The 17,092-nt window shown below is 60.6% G+C and carries 17 protein-coding genes and 1 pseudogene; 5 read left to right on the top strand and 13 right to left on the bottom strand.

Annotation, left to right across the window (positions count from 1 at the left end; all coding sequences use genetic code 11):
• Positions 1 to 137 precede the first annotated feature (137 nt).
• The 9 genes from HJB89_RS26325 to HJB89_RS26285 all read right to left on the bottom strand — a co-directional run bounded on the left by HJB89_RS26325 (position 138) and on the right by HJB89_RS26285 (position 9,482).
• A complete protein-coding gene (locus HJB89_RS26325) occupies positions 138 to 2,276 on the bottom strand; it encodes a bifunctional DedA family/phosphatase PAP2 family protein (RefSeq protein ID WP_221150772.1) in 2,139 nt (712 codons plus the stop codon).
• Positions 2,277 to 2,286: 10 nt separating this feature from the next.
• The gene (locus HJB89_RS26320; protein WP_207584473.1) at positions 2,287 to 2,838 is read right to left on the bottom strand and encodes a phosphatase PAP2 family protein; all 552 of its coding nucleotides are present in this window, start codon (positions 2,836 to 2,838) and stop codon (positions 2,287 to 2,289) included.
• A 176-nt stretch (positions 2,839 to 3,014) separates the two neighbouring features.
• Entirely contained in the window at positions 3,015 to 3,860 is an 846-nt protein-coding gene (locus HJB89_RS26315; RefSeq protein ID WP_221150771.1) for a hypothetical protein, read from the bottom strand.
• A 79-nt stretch (positions 3,861 to 3,939) separates the two neighbouring features.
• Entirely contained in the window at positions 3,940 to 4,329 is a 390-nt protein-coding gene (locus HJB89_RS26310; RefSeq protein ID WP_207584471.1) for a hypothetical protein, read from the bottom strand.
• Between the two features lie 243 nt (positions 4,330 to 4,572).
• On the bottom strand, positions 4,573 to 4,824 hold the full coding sequence (locus HJB89_RS26305) for a DUF1344 domain-containing protein (RefSeq protein ID WP_207584470.1): 252 nt from the start codon (positions 4,822 to 4,824) through the stop codon (positions 4,573 to 4,575).
• A 73-nt stretch (positions 4,825 to 4,897) separates the two neighbouring features.
• A complete protein-coding gene (locus HJB89_RS26300; protein ID WP_259669683.1) occupies positions 4,898 to 7,537 on the bottom strand; it encodes an FtsX-like permease family protein in 2,640 nt (879 codons plus the stop codon).
• Positions 7,534 to 8,217, bottom strand: a complete 684-nt coding sequence (locus HJB89_RS26295) for an ABC transporter ATP-binding protein (RefSeq protein ID WP_207584468.1) — start codon at positions 8,215 to 8,217, stop codon at positions 7,534 to 7,536. The genes HJB89_RS26300 and HJB89_RS26295 overlap by 4 nt, the downstream gene beginning before the upstream one ends.
• Positions 8,210 to 8,872 (bottom strand): ABC transporter ATP-binding protein, encoded by a 663-nt coding sequence (locus HJB89_RS26290; protein ID WP_221150770.1) that lies wholly within the window; start codon positions 8,870 to 8,872, stop codon positions 8,210 to 8,212. The genes HJB89_RS26295 and HJB89_RS26290 overlap by 8 nt, the downstream gene beginning before the upstream one ends.
• 4 nt (positions 8,873 to 8,876) lie before the next feature.
• The gene (locus HJB89_RS26285; RefSeq protein ID WP_246762811.1) at positions 8,877 to 9,482 is read right to left on the bottom strand and encodes a hypothetical protein; all 606 of its coding nucleotides are present in this window, start codon (positions 9,480 to 9,482) and stop codon (positions 8,877 to 8,879) included.
• Positions 9,483 to 9,551: 69 nt separating this feature from the next.
• On the opposite strand from HJB89_RS26285, the pseudogene HJB89_RS33415 reads away from it, so the two are divergent.
• From HJB89_RS33415 to HJB89_RS26265, 5 genes and pseudogenes are all read left to right on the top strand, one after another.
• Positions 9,552 to 9,719: pseudogene (locus HJB89_RS33415) on the top strand (histidine kinase dimerization/phospho-acceptor domain-containing protein); the annotation flags it as partial.
• Positions 9,708 to 10,217, top strand: a complete 510-nt coding sequence (locus HJB89_RS26280; RefSeq protein WP_259669690.1) for a cell wall metabolism sensor histidine kinase WalK — start codon at positions 9,708 to 9,710, stop codon at positions 10,215 to 10,217. The pseudogene HJB89_RS33415 and the gene HJB89_RS26280, both read left to right, overlap by 12 nt.
• A gap of 294 nt (positions 10,218 to 10,511) precedes the next feature.
• The gene (locus HJB89_RS26275; protein ID WP_221150769.1) at positions 10,512 to 11,525 is read left to right on the top strand and encodes an ABC transporter substrate-binding protein; all 1,014 of its coding nucleotides are present in this window, start codon (positions 10,512 to 10,514) and stop codon (positions 11,523 to 11,525) included.
• Positions 11,526 to 11,619: 94 nt separating this feature from the next.
• Positions 11,620 to 12,438: an ABC transporter ATP-binding protein gene (locus HJB89_RS26270; RefSeq protein WP_221150768.1), complete on the top strand. Its 819-nt coding sequence runs from the start codon at positions 11,620 to 11,622 to the stop codon at positions 12,436 to 12,438.
• Positions 12,439 to 12,448: 10 nt separating this feature from the next.
• Entirely contained in the window at positions 12,449 to 13,330 is an 882-nt protein-coding gene (locus HJB89_RS26265) for an ABC transporter permease (protein ID WP_221150767.1), read from the top strand.
• Positions 13,331 to 13,405: 75 nt separating this feature from the next.
• Here HJB89_RS26265 and HJB89_RS26260 read toward each other — a convergent pair whose 3' ends face one another.
• From HJB89_RS26260 to HJB89_RS26245, 4 genes are all read right to left on the bottom strand, one after another.
• Positions 13,406 to 14,827, bottom strand: coding sequence for a sensor histidine kinase (locus HJB89_RS26260; RefSeq protein WP_221117886.1), 1,422 nt, complete (start codon positions 14,825 to 14,827; stop codon positions 13,406 to 13,408).
• Positions 14,817 to 15,485 carry a response regulator gene (locus HJB89_RS26255; protein WP_221150766.1) on the bottom strand — a complete coding sequence of 223 codons (669 nt, stop codon included), beginning with the start codon at positions 15,483 to 15,485 and terminating at the stop codon, positions 14,817 to 14,819. The genes HJB89_RS26260 and HJB89_RS26255 overlap by 11 nt, the downstream gene beginning before the upstream one ends.
• A 140-nt stretch (positions 15,486 to 15,625) precedes the next feature.
• Positions 15,626 to 15,847, bottom strand: coding sequence for a hypothetical protein (locus HJB89_RS26250; RefSeq protein ID WP_207584461.1), 222 nt, complete (start codon positions 15,845 to 15,847; stop codon positions 15,626 to 15,628).
• Positions 15,844 to 16,596: a COG4280 domain-containing protein gene (locus tag HJB89_RS26245; protein WP_221117887.1), complete on the bottom strand. Its 753-nt coding sequence runs from the start codon at positions 16,594 to 16,596 to the stop codon at positions 15,844 to 15,846. Before HJB89_RS26245 ends, HJB89_RS26250 begins: the two co-directional genes overlap by 4 nt.
• Between the last annotated feature and the right edge of the window lie 496 nt (positions 16,597 to 17,092).

Below are 17,092 nucleotides of genomic sequence, written 5' to 3'. Positions count from 1 at the left end.
TGTGTGTTCCGGTCGATCCATTATGCGATGTTCCTGGCCTAAACCGTGAACGCCATTGCAACAAGCCGGGCGCTGGCCTCGAAAGCTATCGCCGTGCCAGACCCGTTGACCCGCTATCCCAGTGTTGTCAAAGCTGGTTAGAGCCGCGACGGTTCCAGCCAATTAGAAACGCGACACTTGTTCCTCGGATCAGCCCCCGATCCGACCGGCTGGGCCGGGTTGCTAGGGAGGAGCGGGGGCGGATGAGATGCCTTCTGGCGAGCCAGCAGAACACGCCCGTCCCATCCTCCCTTGGCCTCCACTTCATCGCGCGACACGAGATGTCCTTCCCGAAGTGATCGCGCCAGCGCTTCCCGTGGTCCGGTGAAATCAGGCTGTGTCGAGACCATTGTAACTAGCGATAGTAGTCGGTAGATCCGCGCCTCCGTTATCGAACCCACCCAAAGCGGGGTCTGCTCTCTATCCTCGAGCTTCATATCGGTTTCCCAAAGACGGAGAACGAGCCGCGCGGTCGACGGGGCCAGCGCGGTTGAGGACCGAACGAAGGCTATATCCGGTAGACGGCCGCTGGCAAAATGAGGCACCACCGGAACAACGGTGGTATCTGTAGACGCGGTGAGCCATTTAAGTACAGTGACTGGCGTCCAACCGAGGGATGGCCTCCAACCGTCCTGCTGCAAAAGATCCTGCAAACCCTGCAGGCTCCCCGCCCACTGGAATGTGAGCGGCTCTTCCACTTCGCCGGTGAGATCGACCCGACGGTCCGGAAGGGTCTGCCAACCAGTCGTCCACCAATCAGCAACGGCGAGCGCATGTATCGCGTTTTTGGCCGCGTACCGCGCAATATCAGTGGAGTGGCTGTGATAGATGTTGCCGGCGCCTGCAAGGATAATGGCTGCGGACGCGGTCACGAGCAGCGCTGAAGATCCTATTCGTTCGACCGGACGCCGCAGATAAAAGATGGCGAGCAGAATAAACCATGCGGATCCAACCGCCGCTCCGCCGGCCACATCGGAGAACCAATGTGCACCGAGGTATAGACGCGAGCACGCGATCATAAAGATAAGAACTGCGGCTCCCGTGCCGATCAAGACGCGCAGTGCTGGGCGAAGCTCGCCGGCGATCAGAAATGCAAGAAAGCCATAGAGCGCCATGTTCGTCGTGCTATGGCCGCTCGGAAAAGAAAACGCGCTCCAACCGGAATACAACAGCTCATCCGGTCTTGCCCTGTGAAGTGCCACCTTGATGACCGTATTGAGAGCCGACGCGCCACCGACAGCAGCCAGCCAGAAGGCAGCCGTGCGCCAAGCCCGCTTCCAAGCAAGCCATAGGAATATGACTGTGGTGACGACCACCACAACTTTGGTGTCACCAATCTCCGTGATGGCAACCATGATCGCATCGCCTAGCGGCGTGCGAACCTCCTGCAATGCGTTATAAATGGCGTGGTCTGCGAGAACCAGCGGATCACCATTGACCACATCTTCGAGAATGCCGAGGAACAACCAGGCGGCCCCGCCGAGTAAGCCAAGCATGATGGCGAGAACCCACGCTTCCGGGCGCGCCGGATCGAGCATGTCGCCGACACGGCGGCTGAGCCACGTGTTGCGGGTCTCAGACCACCTTCGTGCCTCTGTGACGAGAACCTCCAGAAGGGGAAAACCTCGCCTTAATACCCACCGCCCAAGACGCCACGTCACCCAACCCGTTGCGAGCAGAATGACTAAAAGGATTGCCAACGGCCTTGCTGCCGAGCCAAGAGCACCGAACGTTACACCGACGAGAACGCCCGGTAGAATGTGTGACGGTGCCCACACCAGGGCCGAAGTGATGTTGACCGCATAGAACCGCCTGACGGGCATCCCGAGCATGCCCGCGAGAAGCGGGATGAATGCTCGAACACCAGGCGCAAAACGGGCGATAAACACGTTCTTGTCACCGTGCCGCTTGAAGAAGGCTTCGCTACGCTCGATCAGCTCCGGGTATCGCTTTAGCGGCCAGAGGCAGAGAATCTCGCGATGGTATCGGTGGCCGAGCCAGAATGATAAGCCGTCTCCGACGATCGCGCCAAAAGTCGCTGCGGCCATCAAGGGCCAGAGGAGGAGAACGCCATTCGGCACTAGCGCACTTAAGGCAATTATGACCGCCGTGCCGGGGACAACGACGCCCATGATTGGGATCGACTCGGAGAGTGCAAGCAGGAACACTGCAATGTAGGCAATATGGGAATGCGCGCTCAGCCAATGGATCACCGATGAGAGAAACCCCGCGAGCATTGCCGGTAACCTAAAAGATTCGAGTGATCAGGCGGTCAGCTTTGGTGCCTTCGCGATATATTGCAAGGACCATGAGTGCTGCGATGACACCGGTCAGTGCTCCGCCGAAGACGTCGCTGGCGTAGTGGGTCCCGATGTAAATGCGGGAGAAGGTGACAAAGCACGCCGCCGCAAGGAAGGCAAATCCGGAGCGTCGGGCGCCGTGAAGGAGAAAAGCGGCCGCAATCGCAAAGGTCGCCGTTGCATGATCGGAGGGAAACGAAAAGTCGGCGCTCCGTTCGATCAGCAGGTTTGTTACTCCGCTGTCATAGGGACGAGCCCGGTGGATAAAGAGAAGAATGAGTTGGTTGAGGCCGAGTCCCAGCAAGAACGAGAAGCCTGCCGCCACGATGACATGCCGTATATGCGGCCTGTCAGACCCGCGCCACCATTGCAGGGCTACCGCCATCACCATGACCGGGACGCCGATACCGGAGATCCAGACCATCAAGTAGTCGATCGCAGCGCTATGTCCCGCCAATCCATTAATGGCACGAGTTACAGCTACGTCGAGTCCATACATTGTCACACTCCAGTTCAACCCTTGCAGCCCCGAAGACATCAATCTCGGCTAGTCAACTGACGCTTGGATATTGGTTGGATCTCCACCTGCGCTCGGATTGTGACAGCCACGAAAGCGGCGCCAGCAAGGAATGTCGCCGCGGGCCGGTGATGTCCCAAAGTGCGCTGTCGACCGCTTCAGAGTCCGTCGTTGGCGGCAATCAGCTTTTTGCCCTCACCCACCGCCAGCAGCGCCCCATCTTGACCGACGACGACCAATTCGTCACCTCCGTGCCGCAGGCTCATGAAGGCGACGATCGTGACGATCGCGGCGAGAAAGATTGCACTCGTTATGATCGTGCCGAGGCCGAGGCCGCCATATTGCGCGGGCTGAGACATCAGATCGCCGAACGAAGCTCCCAGGGGCCTGGTCAGGATGTAGACCAGCCAGAAGCCGAGTATCGGGTTGAGACCCAGGAAGAAATAGCCGATGCTGAGCGACAAGATGATCATCCCGAACAGGATGCCGGTCGCCAAATATCCAAGCGCGAACTTCTCGGCGACCAGATCGCCCGCCGCAGTGCCGAGCGCAAAGGTGAACAGGATAGCGAGCCAATAGAAGGCCTCGCGTCGATTGGTGAATATGGAGTGGATCGAAAGCGTACGCTCTGTCTGGAACCAGAGTAGGAAAGTCAGCGCCAAGGCGATCGAGAATGCGATGGTCGTATCCAGCAGCGGTACATTGAAGTTGTCGACCAGGTTGTCGGTAATCAATGTGCCAACGATGCTGATGAGCACCACCGAAAGCCAATAGGCGGCAGGAACATACTTCTTCTGGGCAAATTGCCAAACCAGTGCGCCGGCGAGAATTGCTGACATGATCAGCGATGTCGCCGTCAGTCCCAAGCCCATTTGCATGTTGAGATAATCGGCCGCCGTTTCGCCCATGGTAACGGCCATCAGTTTGATGAGCCAAAAGTCGGCCGTGACGCGGGGAACGCGATTGTAGACAACAGCTTTCGCGGTTTCTGTCGTAGCGGGCATGGCGAGTATCCTTGAATGGGCGATGAAACGTCTCGCGGTTGAGCGGCGCGAAGGGCGCGGAACAACGGTTCGCGTCGGCCTACTGAGATGGCTGGGCCGGATGATTGAGAACCGCCATAAGGGTGGCGAGCGTCTTGTTGACGTTGTCGGCCGACGGGGCCGATTGGCGTAGCGCCTTGAGCGCAGCATCGGAGGCAGCGTCGATGCTGTTCCAGTCGTTCGGATTCAGCGGACGGATTGCGCTCTCGGCCTGATCCCATGCGGTCTCGTAGTCCGTGATCCGCTTTGCGGCCGATGTCAGATCACCCTTGGCAGCGAGGGCCTGAACGTCGGCAACGATGGTCTTGAACGATGAGAGATCACCGAGGTCTGCCGTTTTGGCCGGCGCATTGTTGGCATAGAGTTCAAAACCCGTGAAAGCCGCCACCGGAGCAATAATGAGCGCGATGGCGAGAAAGATCTGTCTCATTCAAAAATCCCCTAAATTCTGGAACGCGTCACGCCTGCATCGGCTTCGGGGTGGTCGGCTGCCCCTCGCTGCCGCCGACGCACTCTCCGTCTAGCCATTGGCGTTTGCATTGTCCGGCAATGACTACGCAGATACTATTAGCGGAGAATTAGAGCCGATGCCGGTGTGGGTCCTGACACGTAAGCAATCGGTCGCAATCGCGTACAAAAGCGGGGGCCGGCGGTGCCGCCGGCCCCGCAAGCCTCACTTCTCCGGGGTCAGGTGAGAGACGACCGCCTTGCCGCCTTTGATCGCGAAGGTTAGCTGAACCTTCTCGCCGACGCGGAGTTTGGTATCCTCGATCCCTTCGGGCAGGGTATAGTTCTTGCCGTCCGACAACGTGATCGTATCGGCCTTCTTGCTGATCGCGGTGATCATGCCGGACGTCTGGGCAGCGAGTGCCGTGCCCATCGGTGCCAGCGCCAGTATTGCGGCCATAAGCATTTGTGGTTTCATTTCTTTCTCCTTTCATGGTTTCTGCCCCCAATCTGTAGAATTTTTCGCAAGGCAGCGCCGGCGCGGCCGATGCTTATTCGCCTCTCAACTTCTCGGTGACGTGTGCCCCGCTGCGCATCGCCTCGCTCGTCGCGGCCAGCAGAGCGGCGCTGGTCGCGGTGAGGACGAGGGCAGCGAAATAGCCCCAGGGCAACGAAAGCGACTCGGGTGGCGGGTCGAATACCCCAGTCAGCAGCTTGACGAGCACATGGGCTATGAGCGCTCCGGCCGAGAGGCCGAGAAGCATGCCGCCGCCGACTACCAATCCAGCTTCGCTCCAAACAAAGGCGCCAAGCTGCCGCGGCTTGGCACCAAGCGCGACGAGGATGGCGAAAGAGCGTTCCCGGTCGGCCAGCCCTAGCCCCAGGACCAGTCCGCCCGAGACGGCAAGCATGACCAACGCGAAGATCAGCTCAAGCCGCGTCAAACCGGCGAGGTCGATCGCTGTGAGGCTCGATCCGATCAAAGCAACGGCATCACCAATCTGACTGACCTTGAGCGCTGGCAGATCCGCGATCGCGCTTCGGACAGTTCGGGCGACCCGGGCCGGATCGCCGTTCGATCGGATCAGGACAATCTCGCTTCCCGCGGAACCGGTCTGTTGCGCAATGTAAGCTGCGTTGGCGACCAGAAACGAATCCCTGGGCGCCGTGGGGAATTCGCGCACCACGCCTACGATGTGAAAAGGCACGATGTGGTATTGGTGATCAGCCGCGTTTTGCAGACGAAGATTGATGCTGTCGCCGCGACTGAGCTGATAATCGTTCACGGTCTCCTGCGATACGAGCACGCCATCGGATGTTCGTGCGAGATCGGCGAGCGTCGCCCCGGCGTCGCCATTGGCGAAATAGGCATCGGACATCGCTGTGGCTGACCCGATGCGCGCCGGATCGATACCATAGAGATCCTGAAGGTCCGTTCCAACGTAAGCGTATCGATGTTGCATCGGCTGGGCGGCCAGCACCCCCGGCAGCTTGGAAAGACGATCGAATGCCTTGGATGCGGGCTCGGCGGGTGTGCCCGTAACGGTGACGTCGGCGCCATTGGTGAGCTCGGCGTCGATCCGGGCCTGAGCCTCGTAGGTCGCGTTGAAGATTGCGGTCGATGCCGCGAAAGCGAAGGCAAGCGCTGCAAGGCCTACGCCAGCGGTCAGCCGCGGGCCCTGCCGCCCGAAGGTCGCGGCGATGACATCCGCGAGAGAACCGGCGACAGGTCGCAGGCCTCTGGCGATGACCGACCGGCCGTGCTGCAGCCCGGCCCCGACCAGCCGCACGGCAAGCAGCGCCAACCCGCTCCATAGGAGGACAGGAGGCAGGAAGGACGTGTAGTCGACCGCCGTCGCTGCCACGCCCTCCGGGGCAAGGACGACTTGGTATCCGCTCGCCGCCGACCGCCAGTAGAACGCGGCGGCTAGCACGAGCAACACCAAGTCGACATAGCCGCGACTCCAGAGCGGCGTCCGGTGCTTGCCGATTGACCGGCGTGCGGCGGCAACCGTCGAGCCGCGAGCGTCGCGCCAAGTGGGGATCAGGATCGCCGCAAGAGAAAGCGCCACTCCGGCCACGACCACCGTGCCGAGCAGGGCAACGGCTTCGCTGCGCAAGAGCGCCACCCCAAGGATGAGGTATCCGGCCACAGCTCCGACGAAAATACCAAGTAGCGAGCCGCCGATGCCCGCGACAGCCGCCTCGACCGCGGCAAGGCGAAGAACAGTGTCAACCGTCGCTCCGCGCAGCCGCAGCAACGCTTGGTCGCGGCGGCGCCTGTCCCGTCCGGCGCCTGCGACGGCAAGTGTGAGCAGGACAGCGAGGATGACCCCTGGGGCGCCAAGGAACAGGAAGACCAGCCGCGCATAGAGGGCATCCTCGCGCACGGCTTCCAGGCGAGCCGCCAGATTGTTTGCAAGCAGCGCCGCACCGGCGGCGCGGGCCTCGAAATTTTGGCCGCGCTCGGTCGCCCATGTGCTCGCGGCAAGCGGATCGGATGGCAGGTCGTGATGATCGAGCCTGATGTGGAACTCGCTCCGAACGGTATCCTGCCGGCCGGCGCCTTGCTGCTGGAACACCTGCTCCCACTGAGACATCGGCAACAGCAAAACGTTGTCGGGCGGGGCTTGTGGTGCGGCGCCAGGCGGGACACCGATCGCCTGAAACATCGCATCGGCGTTCGGCAAATCGACGATGCCGGCGACCGTCACGCTGATATCAGGCGCTTGGTGGCGGTGGATGGTGACTTCATCGCCCAACGAGATATGCAGGTTGGCCGCAGTTTGCTGCGCCACCAGGACACCGTCGACCGATCCGAGCAAGCGCCGGATCTGGGCCGGGAACTGGCCAACATAGCTCGCTTCCATGCCGAGTACGGTGCCGCCGCCCGTGGTCTGGACGGTGCCCCCAGTGTTCGCCTCGAAGCCGGGCACGTCGGCATAGCCGACCAGCTGCAAAGCGGCAACCGGCGCGGCAGAGCGGATTCCGGCCTCGACCGCGCCACCATCTGCCCCCGGCAGTAGCTGGACCTGCCAGTCGACGGGAACCTGGGCGATCGATCGCGCGGTCATCTCGGCCGCGCTGGACTGCAAAAAGGTACCCAGACACGTGACGAAGGCAACGGTCAGCGCGACACCTCCGATGGTGCCGACAAGGCGACCCGAACGGGTTCGGACAAGTCCGATCAACCAGTGCTCGTACATTCGGTCCTCGCGCCCATAATCTCGAATTTGCCGTGTCGCATCCGCCAGATGCGGTTCATCTTTGCAGCCACACGCTCGTCATGCGTAGCGATGACGATGGCGCTCCCCGACTGCCGACCCCAGGCGAGGAGCCTGTCGACCAGCATGGCGCCGCCCGCCTGATCGAGTTGTCCCGTCGGCTCGTCGGCGACGATCAGTTGCGGACTGGTCGCTACGGCCCGGGCTACGGCGATCCGCTCGGCTTGGCCGCCGGAGAGCTGTTCCGGCAGCTTTGCCGACAGGGCTTCGACCCCAAAAGCGGTAAGCGCAGCCAGGGCCCGCGCCTCAGCTTCGGCGCCGTTGCTAAGAAGGATCGGTAACTCGACGTTCTCGGAAGCAGTCAGCGCGGGCATCAGGTTTGCCGACTGGAAGACGACGCCGATCCGCTCCGGGCGCAACGTGTCGGGCGGACCGAGCCCGGGCCACTCGATTCGGCCGGAGCTTGGGCGATCCAGCCCGGCGATCAGGTTCAAGAGTGTCGTCTTGCCACAGCCAGAAGGCCCGATGATTGCGACAGTCTCACCTGCGTCAATTCTGAAGGAGCAGCCCTGGACGGCCGAGACAACCCCCCGCTCGCGCTGAAAGCTGCGCCACAAATCGGCAGCAATGACCAATGGCTTAATCATGTGCGATGCGTCCGTCCCGGATATTGATAATGCGATCGGCGCGGGCGGCGAGCGCGCTGCTATGGGTGACGACGAGAACGGCTGTACCAGCGCGGCAAATGTCGATGAGGCGATCGATGACACGCTGTTCCGTTGCTGCATCCACCTCGGCGGTCGGCTCGTCGCAGAGCAGGATCGACGGCTTTGCCGCGAGAGCGACGGCAAGTCCGGCTCGCGCCGCTTCGCCGCCCGAAAGATGGGCGGGCAACATGTCGGCGAGACCGTCGAGGCCGAGATTGCCGAGCAGGCCATCGATTTCGCCAGGCCGGTCGGAGCCGGATATCTGCATCTGGAGACGAACGTTGGCCCGCACCGTCAAATGCTCGAACAGATTGGCGGACTGCATGAGCATGCCGAAATGGCGGGCTCTCAGGCGAGCCCGATCGGGTTCCGGGCGCCGGGTCATGCGCTCGCCGAGGATCGACACTGTGCCGCCATCCGGCTCGTCGATGCCGGAAAGACAGGCAAGCAGTGTCGACTTGCCGCTACCCGACGGGCCTCGCAATACCGTGAATTCCCCACGCTCAAGTGTCATGGTGACCCCGCGCAGCGCCACGACCTCGTCGTCACCGGTGTGAAAGAAACGGTAGAGCTCGGTTGTCTTCAGTACGGTCATGCGTTCACTTCCATTGCAGCGAATTGGAGATCAGCTGCCACTGGTCGACGTTATCCGCGCCGGCCGGCGCAGCCAGATCGAGGGTGATCGTCTTGCCGCCTTTGAACAGAATGAAACGCTCGTGCTCCAGGCGGATCTGCTTGTTCGTGACCGGGTTTGCCGCGGAATTCGACTGGTAGCTGATGCGAACAGCCGGTCCGGCCACGAGCTTCACGGCCTTGACCGCGGTGACCTTGACGGCGTGCCCGGTTTTCTCGAGCTCTGGGACTTCGCCAGCCCGGACCGAGGCAACCGTCGGAGCCGCATTCGCCGTCCCCAGCGCAGCGTCGATTTCATCGTATTTGTCGAAGAACCGAACGCTGGCGCCGCTCAGTTTCCGCGACCATCCCTCTGGCACTTTCAAGCTGAACCCATCCGGCGCGGTGTAAACCACAAAGACTTGGTTGTCGGGAATGTCGCCCGGCGGGTTCGTTTCAGGCGCAACGAGTTTTTCCTGCGCCGCGGCTGGAAGAAGTGCGCCAGATGCCACCATCAGCAGCGTGGCGAATGCGGCGGCGATCCAACAACGAACGGTCATGACTGAGACTCCTTTGCAAACCAGCAAGGGCATATGACGCTCGTAGAATTAGGAGGGTCTTAGGCGGCTGCTCGCCCCCAAGCCGAGCGACAGCGCCGGTTCGTTTCGGATGCGGCCCATGAATTGCGCACGCCTCTCTCGGCGCTCCAGATTCAGCTCGACAACCTTCGGCACGACGACCGCGATGGCCGATTTGCCCAGGGGTTGTCCGAGCTGGAGGCCGGCATCGGCAGGTCCACAAGCCTTGTAAACAAGCTCTTGCGCCTCGCCCATTACGATGCCCGCGAACCTGCGCCGAGCCCGCGGCCGGTCGACCTCGCCCAGCTTGCTGTCGACACGATCGCACGCCTGACCCCGCTCGCTGGCAGCCGGTCGATCGATCTTGGCATTACCCGCCGGGATGAGGCCGTCACGATCGGCGCGCTTGCGGATTTCGAAATCATCCTCGACAATTTGGTCGAGAACGCCGTGCGGTACACACCGTCGGGTGGAACCGTCGATGTCGCGGTGGAGGTCACCGGAGAAGAAGCACGGATCGAGATCCGCGACACAGGACCCGGCATCGCCGAGGACGACATGACACGCGTCTTCGAGCGGTTCTTCCGTGCCAACCCTCACGATAGCGAGGGGAGCGGCTTGGGGCTGGCGATCGCCAAGGCGGCAGCCGAAAGACAAGGGGCGCGGGTCGCGCTCTCCATGCGCCAGGACCGGCCCGGCCTCATCGCGTGCCTCGTTGTACGGCTGGTCCCAATGAAGGCGTCGCGTTAGTTCCCGCCTGACAAGTATGATGCGGTAGAATGCGAACGGATTGATTACGATGATTGAGTGAGAAAATGCAACGGATCTAGGTTTCGTTGAGGGTCGTCGACACCGGGATGGCGCGAGCGTCCCAATTGAGCAGCAGCGGATACGCGCTGCGCCTCGGTCGGAACCTTTTTCTCATCCTTGATCCGCCTGAAAGCTGGTTGAAAGCTTGGGCCAGCTATCTTCGCCCTTATCGCAGAGGAGCGCGTAGCCATCGTGGCGACGTAGGTGCGATACGAAAACTCAGGAGGAGACCCCATGCGTTCTACACGCACGTTATTCAGTTCAGCTGCACTGTCTGTCGTCATGCTCGCGTCGATGCTTGCAGCAAATTCTGCGCATGCAGCCGGCAAGATCACGCTGATGGTCGGCGGCTACGAAAAGCAGATCTATCTACCCGCAAAACTGGCTGAAGGCCTCGGTTACTTCAAGGATGAAGGCCTCGATGTCGAGCTTCTGAACGAACCGGCCGGCGTTGATGCGGAGAACCAGCTTCTGGCCGGCGCGGTCCAGGGCGTTGTCGGCTTCTATGACCATTGCGTCGACCTGCAGGCGAAGGGCAAGTTCGTCGAATCGGTCGTCCAGTTCAGCCAGGCTCCGGGCGAAGTCGAACTCGTCTCGGCCAAGCATCCGGAAATCAAGTCCGTCGCGGACTTCAAGGGTCATGGCGCCGGGGTCACCGGTCTTGGTTCCTCGACTAATTTTTTGACCCAGTACATGGCCAACAAGGCCGGCCTGAAGTCCGGCGACGTCACCTCCGTTCCGGTCGGTGCTGGCGCGACCTTTATCGCCGCCATGCAGCAGGATGCAATCCAGGTGGGCATGACGACCGAGCCGACGATCTCCCGTCTTCTGAAGACCAAGGAAGCAACCGTCCTCGTCGACATGCGCACGATGGATGGTGCACGCCAGGCGCTTGGCGGTACCTACCCCGCAGCCTCGCTCTACATGGAAACTTCCTGGGTCGATGCCCACAAGGACGATACCCAGAAGCTTGCCAATGCCTTCGTGAAGACACTGCGCTTCATCAATACGCATTCCGGCGCCGAGATCGCCGACAAGATGCCGAAGGACTATTATGTCGGCGACAAGGAAGGTTACGTCAAAGCGCTCGACGAAGGTAAGGCGATGTTTACCGCCGATGGCGTGATGCCGGAAGATGGTCCGAAGACCGTTCTCTCTGTTCTTTCTTCCTTCTCGAAGAATATGCAGGGAAAGCAGATCGATCTTTCGAAGACCTACACCACGGAATTCGTCAAGAAGGTCATGTAGGCGGCTTTCAGAACCGCCTCCGGCACATTCGCCGGGGGCGGGCATGTCCTCGGCTTCGCAGGCGAGCCTTACCGGCGCGCGTCAGGAAAAACCAATGTCAGACATCCACATTCGGAAGCCGGCAATCGAGCTTCTCAATGTCAGCAGGCGCTTTGTCTCTCCGACAGGCAAGTCGCTGACAGCGTTGCGCGATTTCACCATGTCCGTGGAAGAAGGCGAATTCGTCGCTGTCGTTGGCCCGACTGGCTGCGGCAAATCTACCACGCTTAACCTGGTAACGGGGCTTGCGCGGCCCAGTTCCGGCGAGGTCAGGCTGATGGGCGGACCGGTCGATGGTATCGATCCGCGCGTTGGCTTCGTCTTCCAGACGGACGCGCTCTTTCCCTGGAGGAATGTCATCGACAACGTTATGGCCGGCCCCCTATTTCGCGGCAAGAGCAGGAAGGAAGCAGAAGATAGCGCCAAGCGCTGGCTTCAGCGCGTCGGCCTTTCAAAGTTTCTGCATCACTATCCGCATCAGCTCTCGGGTGGTATGCGCAAGCGCGTCGCGCTGGCGCAAACCTTCATCAACGAGCCGGAAATCCTGTTAATGGATGAACCCTTCTCGGCACTCGACGTGCAGACCCGCACCGTGATGCACGAGGAATTGCTGAGACTGTGGGCGGAACGAAAGGCTTCGGTCGTTTTCGTGACCCATGATCTGGAGGAAGCCGTCGCGCTTGCCGATAAGGTCTACGTGCTGACAGCCGGCCCAGCCACGGTCAAGTCCGTCTACACGATCGATCTTCCGCGCCCGCGCGTCGTGTCGGAAATTCGCTACGAGCCCCGCTTCATCGACTATTGCAAGGCGATCTGGGAGGATCTCCGCCAGGAGGTCGAGGCCAGCTATCGCCGTTCCAGCGAAGCTGCATAAGGAGACAAGCATGGCAAACATTATCGCAGACAACGTGCCGGCCGTCGTCTTTCGCCCCGGCACATCGGATTCCGAAATCGAAGCCGCCGCGCTTGGCGCGATCAAGAGACGCAAGCAGCAGGTTATGTCGCTGCAGATCGGGATCTTCGTCGCGGTTGTGGCACTCTGGCAGCTGTCATCCAACCTGCTTTGGATCGATCCGTTTTTCTACTCCAGCCCGAGCGACATTATCTTCCGTCTCTATGATTGGGCGGTCAACGGCACCAGTGAAGGTTCACTCTGGTATAACCTCTGGGTGACGATGGAAGAGGCTCTGATCGGCTTCTTCTGCGGCTCCATTACCGGTGTCATCGTCGGCGTAAGCCTCGGTCGCAACCGTTTTCTGTCGGATGTTCTGTCGGTCTATATCAAGGCGATCAATTCCATCCCGCGAGTGGTTCTGGCACCGATCTTCATCATGATCCTCGGCCTTGGCCTGCCATCCAAAGTGGCGCTTGCCTTCATCATGGTGTTCTTCGTCGTGTTCGCCAATGCGTTCCAGGGGGTTCGTGAAGCCGACCGCAACATGATCGCCAATGCGAGGATCCTTGGTGCTTCCGATTGGCAGGTCACGCGGGCCGTGATCGTTCCTTCGGCCATGAGCTGGATTTTTGCGAGCCTTCACGTCTCCTTCGGCTTTGCCATCATCGGCGCTATCGTCGGCGAGTTCGTCGGCGCCCGCTTCGGCATCGGCCAGCTAATTTCAATCGCCAAGGGCACCTTCGACGCAGCGGGCATGTATGCCGCGATCGTCCTTGTGATGATCGTGACGCTGATCGCGGAATTCATCATGACGCAGATCGAAAACCGCTTGGCGAAGTGGCGCCCGCAGCAGAGCCTCGATATTCAATAATCGCCCCAAGGACAGCACAAGGGAACACCGACGCCCCCCGGCGCCGGTGTTTTTATATTGGCAGGATCTGTTCGATCAGGATCTGACAGCCGGAATCCGGACCGTCAGCAGCAGCCCTCCGGTCGTTGCGTCGCTGAGCGAGACATTTCCGCCGGCGCCGTTCACCACTTCGCGCACGATCGCCAATCCCAGCCCGCTTCCTTCAGCCTGTGTTCCGATAACCCTATAAAACCGCTCGAACACATGGTCCCTTTCCGGCTCGGGAATGCCGGGGCCGCTGTCCTCGATCTGCAGAACGGCCTGGTCACCCTCTCGCGTGGTCCTCACTGTCACGGTCCCGCCAGGCGGGGTATAGCGCAGAGCGTTATCCACGAGGTTGACGACCATCTCGCGCAGCATCGTGCCATCGCCCTCCACGACAATCGGCTGCTCGTCGGCCTCGAGGCCGAGGTCCAGACCACGCCCCAATGCTTCCTCTGCATGATATTCCAGGACCTGGCGGACGGTTGCTGCAAAATCGATCCTGTCGCTACGAGGCCGACGGCTTCCTGGCTCGGCACGCGAGAGCGTCAGCAGCTGGCTTGCCAGTCGTGTCATCTGGCGCGTGCTGGTTCGCAGGGACTGCAAAGCCTCGTCGCGCCGCGCCGGGTCGATCTCGCGCGCCGCCACGCTTGCCTGCGTCGCAATGAGCGCGAGGGGCGTGCGCAATTGGTGTGCTGCGTTTGCGACAAACCGCCTCTGTGCCGCGATCTGGTTTTGCACGCGCTCCATATGGTCGTTGAGCGTCGCGACAAGGGGGCGCAGTTCCGTCTGCACAATGTCAGGCGACAGCGGATCAAGCCGCTCGCGCCCCCGGTCGCGAACGGCGTCGCGCAGGCGCAGAACCGGCGCCAGGCCGCGCTGCAGACCGACAATCGTGACAGTTCCAGCAAGCAGTACGAGGACCAGCTGTTTGCTAAAGTCAGAGAACCAGAGCCGGTCCCTCATCGCCGTCCACCCGTTGCGGGTCGCCGCGACGGTTACCGAGATATCGCCATCTTGCTTCAACCCGACCAGAGGGTGGTAAAGCGTCAGCAGGCGCACCGGGCTGTCGTGAAAGACTGCTTCTTCGCCGATCCCCGGCCCAGTCGATTCCGGGAGGTCTGGAAATCCGGCGACGAGATTGCCCCAGGCCGTGTTCACCCGGTAGAAAACGCGGTCCTGATAACCGGTATCGAACATTTCAAGCGCCGCCGGCGGTATATCGATCTGTGCTGCTCCGATTTCGTCGACGGTGACATCTTCGGCAATGACGCGCGCCGAGGCCATCAATGTCTGGTCGAAGATAAGGCTAGCCGTCGCATTGGCTGTGAGGAAGCTGAGGTAGAGATTAATGCAGATCGCGCCGATGAGGGTCAGAAACACCCATGTCAACAGCTGGATGCGCAGACTTGCGCCGAGCAGCCGGGTGGTTTGCCAAGCGCCTTTTCCGAGACTTTTGACGTTTTCACCCAGCATGGCGCAACATGTAACCAAGGCCACGGAGCGTTGCAATCTGGGCGGAGCTGCCCTCGAGTTTCTTTCGCACGCGATGGACGTAGATTTCGATCGCGCTTGCGTCCGCCGTGTCGTCGAAGCCGAAGACGCTTTCCAACAATGTTGCCTTTGCGACCGTCGTGCCGACCTTCAGGACAAGGAGTTCGAGTACCGCATGTTCTCGCGGCGTTAGAACCAGCGTCTCGCCCGCCAGAGTGAACTGGCGCGTGCCGCCGTCGAAAATTAGGTCTCCGATGGCTATCTGGGGCGCTGCCCGGTCATGGCCGCGCCGGACAAGCGCGCGGATGCGGGCCTCCAGCTCCGCTATTTCGAAAGGTTTGGCAAGATAATCGTCCGCGCCGCCATCCAGCCCGGCGACCCTGCCGTCGAGGCTGGCATTGGCGGTGAGAATGATAACGGGGACCTTGTTGCCGGCTTGTCGGAGCCCCTTGAGCAGTGTCATTCCGTCAATTTTCGGAAGCGACAGATCGAGAATGACGACGGCATACTCCGCTACCTTCAGGAGATGCCCCGCGTCTTCGCCATCATGTGCGGTATCGACCGCATAATTCGCCTGCTTGAGCGCCTTGGCAAGCCACGCCGCTAACTCATGATTGTCTTCGACCAGCAGGATTTTCATAGGAGGACACTACTACAAATCATCCGGGAATGTCGCGACGTTAGAGGTATCTGCTCCTAGCATATAAGAAAAGATGGCACAGTTGATGAGACTTGTCGGAGAACTGAGTTGGTAGAGTCCTTCCAAATTTCATAGGGCCATCACTTGTGCATGAATTTTCGCCTCGCAGCCCGCGCGACGCTCTCGGCCAGGATCAGCAGGCATCCGATGATCAGTATGCCGGCGCCGATTGAGCCGCCGAGCAGCCCCCATTTCACTGAAAAGCCGACGGCGATGATCAGGACTAGCGCCAAAAGGGCCAGTGCGCCGTCGTCGATGAACATGCCGACGAGTTCGTGGATGGCGATTTTGAGAATGTTCATTGGGCAGGTTCCATATGCGCGTTGTGGTAGCGGCGAAGCACTTTGACGGCCACCAACGAGAAGAGCGCCAATACGCCGAAGATTGGCAGCAGCGAGAGATCGGCCCCCGGCCAATCCGTGCCGATGCCTTCACCCACCCAGAAAATACCAAACGCACTCAGCATCAGGCCAACCACGAGTTTGAGCGTGTTTTCCGGAACGGTCGAGAGCGGCTTGTGGACGAAAAGGCCGATAAGGAGAACGAGAAGGCAGGCCGCCAACGCCCCCAGGCTCGCATAGCCGAGCATGCCGGGCCGTGCGCCGGTGGCGATCACAATGAACACCACCTCCACCCCTTCGAGCAGGACGGCCTTGAATGCTACAACGCCGGCTAGAAAGTCTGCCCTGCGGTTGTCCGCCTGCCGACGAAGGCTGCCCGTCTCCTCGGCAAATGCCATTTCCTCGTCATGCAGGGCGATGAAACCAGAAGCACGCAAAATGGCTTTTCTCAGCCAGCGCAGGCCGAACAGAATCAGCAGCGTGCCGATGACGAATTGCATAATGTCGATCGGGATGAGGCCGAGCAGCGGCCCCAAGACCAGCACCAGAACGGCGAGAACGACAAGCGCCAGGCCCATGCCCATGAAGGCCGGCCGCCAACTCTGGGTCACGCCGACCGCAAGGATAATGGTGAACGCTTCGACGACCTCCACGAAGGAGCCTAGAAAGGCTGCTGTCACCGTGGAGATGATACTTGTTATTGTTGTCATGATTAGTGTCCGTGTTTAGTCCAGGAGAGTTCGGAAATCGATGTGCACGAGGAACCTGCAGGCACCAGCAGCGTCCGTCAAATGCGCTGTCGACCACCTCGCGGGTCAATGGCGGACAGCCATCTTCCTGCCGGCCGATAAAGTCGTTTTGCAGCTGGCCACAAGACTCTGCCAATTAATTCAAATAGATAACACGCCACATTCCTCCGGATGCAGCAACATGGCGACGGTGCCATTTATATCGCGCTTCGTCGCCGGTGAGAGTCCACAAACTTCTGCGGCGCCGCCTGTTATGGAGAACGTCGCGTTCCATATGCGTATTTATAGATTGTTCTTGATACGAAACTTATAGGCAATACGCCTTGGCGCCGCACCTTGGGGCCTTTCTATGCATCGTCTGAGCATAAGGTCGAGTCTGCTGCTGGCTTGAGATTGTGATCTAGGCGCGATCGTTTCCGTCACCACCTGCCACAACAATGCTTTAAATCGCCATTCA

It is taken from the genome of Rhizobium sp. NZLR8 (assembly GCF_019685025.1).
GTDB lineage: Bacteria > Pseudomonadota > Alphaproteobacteria > Rhizobiales > Rhizobiaceae > Rhizobium.
Note: the sequence above shows the minus strand (reverse complement) of the source record. Positions and strands in the feature narration are given on the sequence as shown.

What these genes read in the sequence shown, in the direction of transcription:
- HJB89_RS26295 (WP_207584468.1), bottom strand. Translation starts at nt 8,217, where the DNA reads ATGATTAAGCCATTGGTCATTGCTGCCGATTTGTGGCGCAGCTTTCAG.
- HJB89_RS26305 (WP_207584470.1), bottom strand. Translation starts at nt 4,824, where the DNA reads ATGAAACCACAAATGCTTATGGCCGCAATACTGGCGCTGGCACCGATG.
- HJB89_RS26315 (WP_221150771.1), bottom strand. Translation starts at nt 3,860, where the DNA reads ATGCCCGCTACGACAGAAACCGCGAAAGCTGTTGTCTACAATCGCGTT.
- HJB89_RS26290 (WP_221150770.1), bottom strand. Translation starts at nt 8,872, where the DNA reads ATGACCGTACTGAAGACAACCGAGCTCTACCGTTTCTTTCACACCGGT.
- HJB89_RS26275 (WP_221150769.1), top strand. Translation starts at nt 10,512, where the DNA reads ATGCGTTCTACACGCACGTTATTCAGTTCAGCTGCACTGTCTGTCGTC.
- HJB89_RS26265 (WP_221150767.1), top strand. Translation starts at nt 12,449, where the DNA reads ATGGCAAACATTATCGCAGACAACGTGCCGGCCGTCGTCTTTCGCCCC.
- HJB89_RS26255 (WP_221150766.1), bottom strand. Translation starts at nt 15,485, where the DNA reads ATGAAAATCCTGCTGGTCGAAGACAATCATGAGTTAGCGGCGTGGCTT.
- HJB89_RS26260 (WP_221117886.1), bottom strand. Translation starts at nt 14,827, where the DNA reads ATGCTGGGTGAAAACGTCAAAAGTCTCGGAAAAGGCGCTTGGCAAACC.
- HJB89_RS26250 (WP_207584461.1), bottom strand. Translation starts at nt 15,847, where the DNA reads ATGAACATTCTCAAAATCGCCATCCACGAACTCGTCGGCATGTTCATC.
- HJB89_RS26270 (WP_221150768.1), top strand. Translation starts at nt 11,620, where the DNA reads ATGTCAGACATCCACATTCGGAAGCCGGCAATCGAGCTTCTCAATGTC.
- HJB89_RS26245 (WP_221117887.1), bottom strand. Translation starts at nt 16,596, where the DNA reads ATGACAACAATAACAAGTATCATCTCCACGGTGACAGCAGCCTTTCTA.
- HJB89_RS26325 (WP_221150772.1), bottom strand. Translation starts at nt 2,276, where the DNA reads ATGCTCGCGGGGTTTCTCTCATCGGTGATCCATTGGCTGAGCGCGCAT.
- HJB89_RS26285 (WP_246762811.1), bottom strand. Translation starts at nt 9,482, where the DNA reads ATGCCCTTGCTGGTTTGCAAAGGAGTCTCAGTCATGACCGTTCGTTGT.
- HJB89_RS26310 (WP_207584471.1), bottom strand. Translation starts at nt 4,329, where the DNA reads ATGAGACAGATCTTTCTCGCCATCGCGCTCATTATTGCTCCGGTGGCG.
- HJB89_RS26320 (WP_207584473.1), bottom strand. Translation starts at nt 2,838, where the DNA reads ATGTATGGACTCGACGTAGCTGTAACTCGTGCCATTAATGGATTGGCG.